The sequence below is a fragment of the Chamaesiphon sp. VAR_69_metabat_338 genome (genome assembly GCF_031423935.1).
GTDB lineage: Bacteria > Cyanobacteriota > Cyanobacteriia > Cyanobacteriales > Chamaesiphonaceae > Chamaesiphon.
This window is the reverse complement of record NZ_JANPGM010000264.1, coordinates 1-8,981: the sequence shown is the minus strand read 5'-3', so window position 1 is coordinate 8,981 and position 8,981 is coordinate 1. Positions and strand designations below refer to the sequence as shown.

At 46.7% G+C, this 8,981-nt stretch carries 10 protein-coding genes; 3 read left to right on the top strand and 7 right to left on the bottom strand.

Annotation, left to right across the window (positions count from 1 at the left end; genetic code table 11):
• Nucleotides 1-23: 23 nt before the first annotated feature.
• On the top strand, nt 24-899 hold the full coding sequence (gene argB, locus RMO84_RS07810; RefSeq protein ID WP_310487903.1) for an acetylglutamate kinase: 876 nt from the start codon (nt 24-26) through the stop codon (nt 897-899).
• 78 nt (nt 900-977) lie between these two features.
• Nucleotides 978-1,493 (top strand): hypothetical protein, encoded by a 516-nt coding sequence (locus RMO84_RS07805; protein WP_310487902.1) that lies wholly within the window; start codon nt 978-980, stop codon nt 1,491-1,493.
• 98 nt (nt 1,494-1,591) lie between these two features.
• Here the strand turns inward: RMO84_RS07805 and RMO84_RS07800 are convergent, their stop codons facing one another.
• The 5 genes from RMO84_RS07800 to murG all read right to left on the bottom strand — a co-directional run bounded on the left by RMO84_RS07800 (nt 1,592) and on the right by murG (nt 5,520).
• The gene (locus RMO84_RS07800) at nt 1,592-2,038 is read right to left on the bottom strand and encodes a CAAD domain-containing protein (RefSeq protein ID WP_310487901.1); all 447 of its coding nucleotides are present in this window, start codon (nt 2,036-2,038) and stop codon (nt 1,592-1,594) included.
• Between the two features lie 510 nt (nt 2,039-2,548).
• Complete coding sequence (locus RMO84_RS07795; RefSeq protein ID WP_310487900.1) at nt 2,549-3,415, bottom strand: 6-carboxytetrahydropterin synthase; 867 nt, start codon at nt 3,413-3,415, stop codon at nt 2,549-2,551.
• 158 nt (nt 3,416-3,573) lie between these two features.
• Complete coding sequence (locus RMO84_RS07790) at nt 3,574-3,948, bottom strand: hypothetical protein (RefSeq protein WP_310487899.1); 375 nt, start codon at nt 3,946-3,948, stop codon at nt 3,574-3,576.
• A gap of 82 nt (nt 3,949-4,030) precedes the next feature.
• Entirely contained in the window at nt 4,031-4,312 is a 282-nt protein-coding gene (locus RMO84_RS07785; protein WP_310487898.1) for a DUF427 domain-containing protein, read from the bottom strand.
• 104 nt (nt 4,313-4,416) lie between these two features.
• Nucleotides 4,417-5,520: an undecaprenyldiphospho-muramoylpentapeptide beta-N-acetylglucosaminyltransferase gene (murG, locus tag RMO84_RS07780; protein ID WP_310487897.1), complete on the bottom strand. Its 1,104-nt coding sequence runs from the start codon at nt 5,518-5,520 to the stop codon at nt 4,417-4,419.
• A 317-nt stretch (nt 5,521-5,837) separates the two neighbouring features.
• On the opposite strand from murG, the gene RMO84_RS07775 reads away from it, so the two are divergent.
• Nucleotides 5,838-6,623 (top strand): nuclear transport factor 2 family protein, encoded by a 786-nt coding sequence (locus tag RMO84_RS07775; RefSeq protein ID WP_310487896.1) that lies wholly within the window; start codon nt 5,838-5,840, stop codon nt 6,621-6,623.
• Between the two features lie 188 nt (nt 6,624-6,811).
• Here the strand turns inward: RMO84_RS07775 and RMO84_RS07770 are convergent, their stop codons facing one another.
• On the bottom strand, nt 6,812-7,573 hold the full coding sequence (locus RMO84_RS07770; protein ID WP_310487895.1) for a hypothetical protein: 762 nt from the start codon (nt 7,571-7,573) through the stop codon (nt 6,812-6,814).
• Between the two features lie 125 nt (nt 7,574-7,698).
• Complete coding sequence (locus tag RMO84_RS07765) at nt 7,699-8,823, bottom strand: THUMP domain-containing protein (RefSeq protein WP_310487894.1); 1,125 nt, start codon at nt 8,821-8,823, stop codon at nt 7,699-7,701.
• Between the last annotated feature and the right edge of the window lie 158 nt (nt 8,824-8,981).

The following is an 8,981-nucleotide window of genomic DNA, read 5'->3' as shown; positions in this document are numbered from 1 at the left end:
CCCAACTCCCAACTCCCAACTCCATGACTCACTCCAACGAAGATGCCACCCGCGTGCGGGTACTCAGCGAAGCCCTCCCTTACATCCAAAAATTCACCGGACGCACTGTGGTGGTCAAATATGGGGGTGCAGCGATGAAAGATAGTGCCCTCAAGGATCGAGTGATTCGCGATCTGGTGTTTATGTCCTGTGTGGGGATTCGGCCAGTATTGGTGCATGGCGGGGGGCCAGAGATTAATAGCTGGCTGGAGAAGCTGGGAATCGAACCGCAATTCAAAGATGGTTTGCGCGTCACCGATGCGGCGACGATGGATGTCGTCGAGATGGTGTTAGTCGGACGCGTGAATAAAGAAATTGTCTCGCTAATCGATCGATCTGGTGGTAATGGCGTCGGCTTATGCGGCAAGGATGGTAATCTGATCGTGGCACGTCCGGACGGTCGGGAAGGGATTGGCTTTGTGGGTGAGGTGAGTAGTGTCAATGTCGATATTCTCAATACTCTGGTCAAGAGTGGCTATATTCCGGTCGTATCTAGCGTTGCTGCGGACGAAACCGGACAGGCTTACAATATCAATGCCGATACGGTGGCCGGTGAAATTGCGGCTGCGCTGGGTGCTGAGAAACTGATCTTGATGACTGATACTCCTGGCTTGATGCGGGACTTTAAAGATCCAGGTACTCTAATTCGCCAGTTGGATATTCAAGGCGCGCGCGCGCTAATTGCCGATGGTACCGTTAGCGGTGGGATGATTCCCAAGCTGACTTGTTGCGTGCGCTCTCTGGCTCAAGGAGTCAAAGCGGCGCATATTATCGACGGTCGTTTGCCCCACTCCCTCTTACTGGAAATTTTCACCGATAATGGTACTGGGTCGATGATTGTTTCATCTGGGGTGAGATAACATCACAATGATTACTTGCCACTTACGCTACACGATCGATCTCGATATTTATAAATAAATCCCAAATCCCAAATCGAAATGACTTTCGATACTGACTATCAATCCGGACAAATGGCCTTCGAGCGGGGTCAATACCGCCCAGCTGTCGGTTCTTTCCTCGCTGCTATCGCTCAAGTTCAACCGAATACCCAGCTTGGTGGCGAGGTGCAAGTCTGGCTGGTAACAGCTTTTGAAGCTGCCGGACAACTGAGTGAAGCCAAAGCTCTGTGCCAAAAACTGGCCAATCATCCCAATCTCGATACGCGCCAAGCCAGTAAACGGTTGCTGTACATCATGCAAGCTCCAGAACTGACGCGGCGGGATGAGTGGCTGACAAAAATTCCCGATTTAACTCATCTCGAAGATGGCGATGGTAAAGGTGCTGTCAATAGTACACCAATGCCACTGTCTCCACCCAAGCCGCGATCGCTAGAGGAACGTTACGCGCCAGTAGATCTGAGTCAGGTCGATACTCAAGATAATAACTTTATCGCGATCGCGCTGCTGTTGACGCTATTGACACTCGGTGGTTTATGGTTGCTGGCACAGGGGTAAAGAGATCTCGAATCGCTGCATCGATCGAAAAACCACCGCATCGCTGCGGTGGTCGTTCGTTTGAATCGAATGTCTGGATAAATTTAAACTAGACAGCTCTATTTATGCTTATTGCCCAGAATTTCTGATTTGAAGCTATCGATTTCATCGGTTAACTCTTTTCTAGTCGAGGCTTGAAGGAGATAACGGTATACGAACCAGCTAGTATAACCGATACCTACTAATTCAAAAGTAGGTGCCAGCAAGGGAATTTCATTGATCGCATAGAGGATGGCCAGAGTTAGCTTGACGCCAACAATGACGCCCAAAATTAAGCCCAGGCTAGTAACAACGCGTTTGTTATTGGTATAAATTTGAGTGGCATATGCCGGTAATTCGCCCAGAATATCGAGAGCTTGTCTGACACCATCTGGTAGATTGGCTCCAGATATTTCTGGCGAAACCTTGGAAATCGAACCAGATCCGGTATTCAAGCCCAGCGGATTGGCGGGAATGTCAACAGTTGTGGTTTCTACTGATTGGGTGGATTCTATTGTATCGCTCATATGTTATTTACTCCTTATTTCAAAGTTGACAGGACGCTAGTCAGACAATTGCCGATCTGAGCTGAAAATCGCATTCAGCTCAAATACATTTGCCAATCTTATCAGCTACGGCTATCGATCGTAGTGCAAAACTAATTTGAGGATAAAATAATTAACTCTCAATTTGTCTGCTAGTGTTGCTGCCGATACTATCTGCATCGATTGCAAACGGATACCTTCCACAATAGCTAATTATAAACTACTGCCACTCGATCTTCGATCGACCGATCGACCGAATCTAGCTCCAAAGCCGTTAATTTGTGAATTTGCATTACTGGATCGGGCATTGTTAGCTAGAGATAAAGCGGAAACAGGGAGCGGGGAAAGGCAATCTAAATCGATCTATTCGATCGTTTCCCAACTCGGCATTTGCTGAAATCGGAAAATATTCTATAGAAATATTCCCGATTTGTAGAGAAATATTGTTAATTTCTAAATAGATCCGATCCCCATTCGCTCCGTCCTCAATTGCTAGTGAGCGGCTGCGGTTGCTAGCTGCTTAGTTGCCAAATTGCTAAAATCTTGACTCCAGAGTAGTTCGCAGGAGTTATTCGGACTTTCGACTAGCTTCACTTTGTGAAGCTGCGCACCGAGATCGCGAATCGGTTGTTCGATCTGATAGCCGATATAGACAGCAATGTTTTCAGCCGTAGGTACGACATTGGCAAAGTGAGGGATATCCTTATTGAGGAAGGTGTGATCTAGCGGCTCCACCGCGTGTTTGTCCACTAGTTCTTGTAATTTGACCAAATCGACGATCATCCCCGTGCGCGCGTCGATTTCACCCGTAACGGTGACTTCCAGATGATAGTTGTGGCCGTGGCCGTTGACTCGCGCGCATTTGCCGTAGATTTCACTATTTTGGGCGAGGGTGAGACTCTCGATCGCCAACCGATGCGCCGCGCTAAAATGAGTACCGATCGTCAGTGTTGCTTCCATGTCTTTACCTGTATATTCTGCGAAGAGTTCGGGTTGCTCGAATAGTTGAATCTTTACCAGCGGCAAATGCGGTGCTAATTTGTGCCAAATTACTCTGGCAATGTTTTCTGTAGTGGGGAGAGTCTGCTGGAATTCCGGCCACACATCATTGAGAAAGCTGTAGTCTAGTTGTCCGGTGACTTCTTTTTTGATGACATGCTTGACATCAGAGAGGTTGAGCACCATCCCATAGTCATCGATATCACCATAGAGAGATATATACAAGATATAGTTGTGTCCGTGCCCGTAAGGCTGCGCGCACAAGCCAAATTGGTTTTGGTTTTCGGCTGCGCTCAATTCTGGCAACCAATAACGATGGCTTGCCGAAAACTGGGCGCGACGGTTAATAATACATTTCATGAAACTTTACATAACGCGGTCTTTACTAGGATACTGCTTTTGGCCGGATGGTAGTACTTAGATCTTTGGAGTGGCGGGGAGCGGGGAGCGGGGGAATAAGCGGTGTACCCTAACTTATGCTGCCTAATATATAGGTAGATCGAGATTGACGATCGATGCTAGACCGGATCGAGGGGCTGGCAGAAGCGGTTGATGCCCTGCTCGTGGGCATATAATAGTACGGGTAAAATCAATAATTTCGGACAGATTTTAGATTGAATGAAATGTTGAAATAACGGCATAAAATTGCCTTCGACCATATCATTCCGAAACTCCGATCGACAGATCGCCACGCGACATTTTTTGGCTAACCCATCTAACCATTCACTATTATTGATATCTGGCTGTTGACCGACGCGGATCGCTAGTGCCATCGCGGCATCTTCGAGGTCGCCTTCACAGTCAGCAATCGTCTCCAAGCTCGCCATTGCCTCGGGCAACTCGGCAAATTGGACTTGTAACTCTGTCACGATTTGGAGATCGATCGTACTCATTTATTCGGCGGATTAGACTTGTAATTTGGCAAATGATTTGCAGATCGATCGAGTCGATCGATCTTGCAATTTAAGTTATTAATCAGGCAACTTTCACACCTTTCCAAAAAGCTACATAACCAGCAATATTTTTGGCGGCATCTTTGGGTGTGGGATAGTACCAAGCTGCATCTTGATTGGTTTGACCATCTACTTCAATACTGTAGTAGTTACAAGTTCCTTTCCAGGGACAAGTCGTGTGGGTATTGCTATCGATCAAATATTGTTTGTTGATGCTCTCTGGTGGAAAATATTGATTGTTCTCGACAACTACCGTTGCATCGCTTTGCGCCAATGTCACACCGTTCCAAGTTGCTGTGGTCATAATTCTACCAATTGAGTGATGATTTGTAGCGTGTAACCTCATCTCACTATAGCATTCCAGTCTCATTAAGAACGGAGGGCGGGGGGCGGGGAGTTGGGTAAGTTTTAAGCACTAGTACGATTGGGTGCGGCGTTGGCTGAAGATCGAGCGGCGATCTCTCGACCGATGGTATCGGCTAAGAGATCGGCACTATTAATCACACCGAGCGAACTCATATTCGATGCCATCGTTTTCAATCGGAGGGGGTTTTGGAGGAGGTTGAGTACTTCGGCTTCCAGGAATGGGGCGGTGAGATTTTCTTGGCGAAATAGGAGCGCGCCATCGGCTGCTGCCAGGACGTTGGCATTGTAATATTGGTGATCTTCGGCGGCGTAGGGGTAGGGAATCAAAATCGATGGCGTGCGGGTAATCATCAACTCATTGAGCGTCGCTGCCCCGGCGCGACTGATTGCCAAGTCAGCACGTTGAAAGAGTCCTGCCATATTTTCATAAAACGGCAACACGATATAGCGCGGATTTTCGCTCTTCTGCGTCGGAGCATTCGCGCCGCCGACGATATGCACGATCGTCGCACCCGCCGCCAGCCAAGCGTTGACGCATTCGCCGATCGTCTGATTGAGGGCGACCGCGCCTTGCGATCCACCTACAACCACAATTAGGGGGCTATCTGTCGGAATTGGTAAATCGAGGGGTTGTGGGGTGAGAAACTGCTCGCGACAAGGCGTACCTAAATAAATAGTCTGGGCGCGGGTCAAATATTTACTCGTAGCGACAAAACCGACCGCAACTTTCGTACAAAATGGACTCAGCCAGCGGGTGACTTTGCCAGGAATCGCGTTTGATTCGTGAAGAAAGACCGGCAAACCGAGGGAATAGCCCGCTAAAATAGCAGGTGCAGAAATATAACCACCAGTGCTAAAAACCGCATCAAACCCGCCCTGTTTGAGGAGCTTGCGCACCTGAAAAATCCCTTTGACTAACCCAGTCATAGTTTTAAGGGTACCCAATCCTAACTTCCCTTGAAAACCACCGACCCGAATCAAATGCAGGGGGTATTCTTTAGGTACTAATTTGGATTCGAGTCGATCGGGTACGCCCAACCATTCAATCTCATACCCTGAAAGCTTTTGAGCGACGGCGATCGCTGGAAAGACATGCCCCCCCGTCCCACTGGCGGCGATCAGGAGCTTAATGGCTGGATTAGACACTAGTATTTTGGTTCCTCTACCTGCGACACAGGTATTCTAGCCGTTTGTGTAGCATCTCCGCTAGCGGCTCGCACTCTGGAGGTTCCCTCCAGGTTAAGCGAGACAAGAAGCGGCTCGCACTCTGGAGGTGTATCCTTCCAGGTTGAGTGAGACAAGACAGGAGAATCGTCGTTTCTGTTATTCTACTTATATGTAATATCGATCGCTTGACGACTAGCACTTTGTTACCTGGGTAAGATGAGATGCTGGGCACACTCGCTACTCTTGACTCTACCCCGATCTTCGTTCAACTCATCTACCGCTTGTTAGCATCTACTATGTCAACTAAATCTTGGTATCGACTGGCAATTATGGCACTGGCATTTAGTTGCCAACAAGCTTTAGCGATGCTCCCCGCACGCGCCCAGCAATCGACACCGGCACCACCAGCACTCAAAACGCTGCTGAGCAATATCGACGCCGCCGCCAACGATCGCAAATTGCCCGAACTCGCTCGTTACTATAGTCCCAATTTCACGACCAGCGATGGTTTGAGCAAAACAGCATGGCAACAAGCACTCGGTCAATTTTGGCAAAGTTATAGCAATCTCAAATACACTACCACCCTCCAAAATTGGCAGGGCACGGGTAGTAGTTATACCGCCGATACCGTCACCAAAATTGCTGGTACCCAACAGCTCAATGGCAGAACCCTCAACCTCCAAGCCACGATTCAATCGCGCCAAAAAATTGTCGGCGGTCAAATCGTCCAACAACAAATCCTCCAAGAACGCACCCAAGTATCGAGCGGTACCAAGCCACCAACGATCGAACTCAATCTCCCAGATAAACTCCAAACTAATGCTGAGTATAATCTCGATGCGATCGTCTCCGAGCCATTGGGTGAAGATGTACTGATGGGTACCGTCCTCGAACAACCAGTTTCCGATCGCGTCTATGGCAAACCCGCTAATTACAAGCTCGAATTGCTGACTGCTGGCGGCTTATTTAAAGTTGCCCGCGCTCCTGGTAAATCTGGCGATTACTGGTTCTCGACAATCTTCATCCGTCCCGCTGGGATGACGACACTCACGCAACGCGTACATGTCGTTAAAGGTCAATAGTCTATCCATTTGACTGCGATACACCAATGGACAGGGATTAGATGAAGAGATTCTAGTTCCATCAATCAGTGAGGTAAAGCGGAGTAATTCACTTTACCTTTTTCTTGTTCGATCCAAAGAATCTATCAAACGCAATCATTAGATAAATTAAGTATACATACTGTACTATACGTTAATCACTTGATTTTCTATTTACCTGTAAGTAAATGTTGTGATGCATAACTCATTAAATGCTCTAGGTGTGGATATATTTTTTCTGCCAACGTATAAAGTGAGTTACACTTTACTAGTACATCGATAAAAGATTTAAAAGTATTTCTGCCTTCTTCCGTTAAATTGTCTATTTCTAATTCTTTAGAAAGGATAATAGTCTTTGTTAAAATCTCTTCAGTTGCTCTCTTTAGTTCGATAGCTCCAAACACATTGCATTTCTTAATTGATTCTTTTAGTTTGTCTATTTTATTAATTAGTATTCCTTTGATTGAATCTTCTAAGTCTGAATTAATAATTTGTGATTTAACATCTTCAATCAACAATAATATTTTATCTATTTCTTCTTCAGAGGATTCTCTTAGACCTTTCCCCCTTGAAATCAGCAGATCTCCACAAGAAGCCAGTACATCCAGGCTGGCCGAATTGATATTAGATTTTACTTGCTGCCATTGACTATTGATAGGTAAAGAGAAAAGGACTAACAAGACATGATCTATAGCTCTTAAATATTTATCTGTAGTAACCCCAGTTTGTGCTAATTCATTCAGATCTCCTTCAACATACTTAAACAATCTAAGTAGTTCTAAATACTTGTTTTCTATCGTTCTGTCAATATTGGGATCGAATAGTAATACCTGGCTCCATACTTGTGATGTATTAAAACTCCCATCAAAGCTACACGCATAATTAATGATTTTGTAGAGCTTCGTTGCAGAGCTAGTCTGATTATCTATCATGTTCGATGTGCTGCTCATAACTAATACTTTTGTATTTTACCAAGTCATCACATGATATACAACTTAGCCGAGAAGATTAGATTTCGATCGTTAACGTTAGCAATGTTCAACTCAGTAGAAATCGATTAGTACAACTCGTATTTCATCAGTTGACAGGCTAAAGTTCCGTTGTAGACAGTGGTTCGCTGGGCCGAGCGCAAGCCGATCGATTTGGCTAATTCTTTATTGCCACTGAGGACGAATGCCGTCCATCCTCTAAAGCGATTTTTGAGCACATTGCCCAGGAGTTTGTAAAAAGCACCCAAATCCTCATCGCGACCCAATCGTTCGCCGTAGGGAGGGTTGCAGAGCAAGATCCCGCTATCTGTGGGTGCTTCGATATCGGCTAATTCCATCTGCAGGAACCGAACATAACTTTCGACTCCCGAACTGCGGGCATTCGATCGAGCCTGTTCGATGATGTCAAAATTGCGATCGCTACCGATAATTGTGGCGGTGAGATCTTGCTTTTCGCCAGCTTCAGCGGACTTGAGCAGGCGATCGAATAATTCGGCATCGAAGTCTAACCAGTTCTCAAAGCCGAAGCCATTCCGAAATATCCCTGGCGCGATCTGGAGGGCTTGCATCGCCGCTTCCAAGGGCAATGTCCCCGAACCGCACAACGGATCGAAAAAGGCCAGATCGGGCGTCCAACCGGACATTTTAATGAGAGCGGCGGCTAATGATTCTTTGAGCGGAGCCTCGCCGACAGCCGATCGATAGCCGCGTCGGTGCAGGCTGCTGCCGGAGCTATCGAGACTGATGATACAGACATCTTTATCGATATGGGCGTTGATGCGGACATTTGGCTCGTGAATATCCACATTCGATCGTTCGCCAAACTTTTCGGTCTGCTGTTTGGTAATCGCGCGTTTGACTTGAATTGCGGTAAAGTGACTGTGGTTGAGTTGTTCGTTTTTACCCGTCACTGTCACCGCTAGCGTCAAATCTGGCGTCAGATATTCACCCCAATCAATCTGCTGAACGCCTTCATACAATTCGAGATCGTCATTGCTCGGAAATTCCCCGAGTTTAACTAGGACTCGAAACGGCAACCGCGCCCACAAATTCACGCGATATAGCAACTCGCGATCGCCTTGAAACGATACTCCACAGAAGCCTTGAGTTACTGCCTGCGCCCCCAACTCTACTAGCTCTTGGGCGGCTAACTCTTCTAAACCTCTGGCAACTGTAGCAAAGTAATCACTCAAAATAATTCCTCAGGTCGGATGTGGCTTGAATTCAAACCATTCCTTATTATTCCTTAAAGAGCGGTTCGCGGCGAACTGTCGATCGCAAATTTCAGGAACTACAATGGTAGCTAAGATAACCAGTCCAAGTTGAATAATTAACATACATGCAAATTATG

Excerpts from the sequence above, each read along its gene's own strand:
- RMO84_RS07775 (WP_310487896.1), top strand. The coding sequence starts at position 5,838 with ATGTCAACTAAATCTTGGTATCGACTGGCAATTATGGCACTGGCATTT.
- RMO84_RS07790 (WP_310487899.1), bottom strand. The coding sequence starts at position 3,948 with ATGAGTACGATCGATCTCCAAATCGTGACAGAGTTACAAGTCCAATTT.
- RMO84_RS07785 (WP_310487898.1), bottom strand. The coding sequence starts at position 4,312 with ATGACCACAGCAACTTGGAACGGTGTGACATTGGCGCAAAGCGATGCA.
- RMO84_RS07805 (WP_310487902.1), top strand. The coding sequence starts at position 978 with ATGACTTTCGATACTGACTATCAATCCGGACAAATGGCCTTCGAGCGG.
- RMO84_RS07795 (WP_310487900.1), bottom strand. The coding sequence starts at position 3,415 with ATGAAATGTATTATTAACCGTCGCGCCCAGTTTTCGGCAAGCCATCGT.
- RMO84_RS07770 (WP_310487895.1), bottom strand. The coding sequence starts at position 7,573 with ATGATAGATAATCAGACTAGCTCTGCAACGAAGCTCTACAAAATCATT.
- argB (WP_310487903.1), top strand. The coding sequence starts at position 24 with ATGACTCACTCCAACGAAGATGCCACCCGCGTGCGGGTACTCAGCGAA.
- RMO84_RS07800 (WP_310487901.1), bottom strand. The coding sequence starts at position 2,038 with ATGAGCGATACAATAGAATCCACCCAATCAGTAGAAACCACAACTGTT.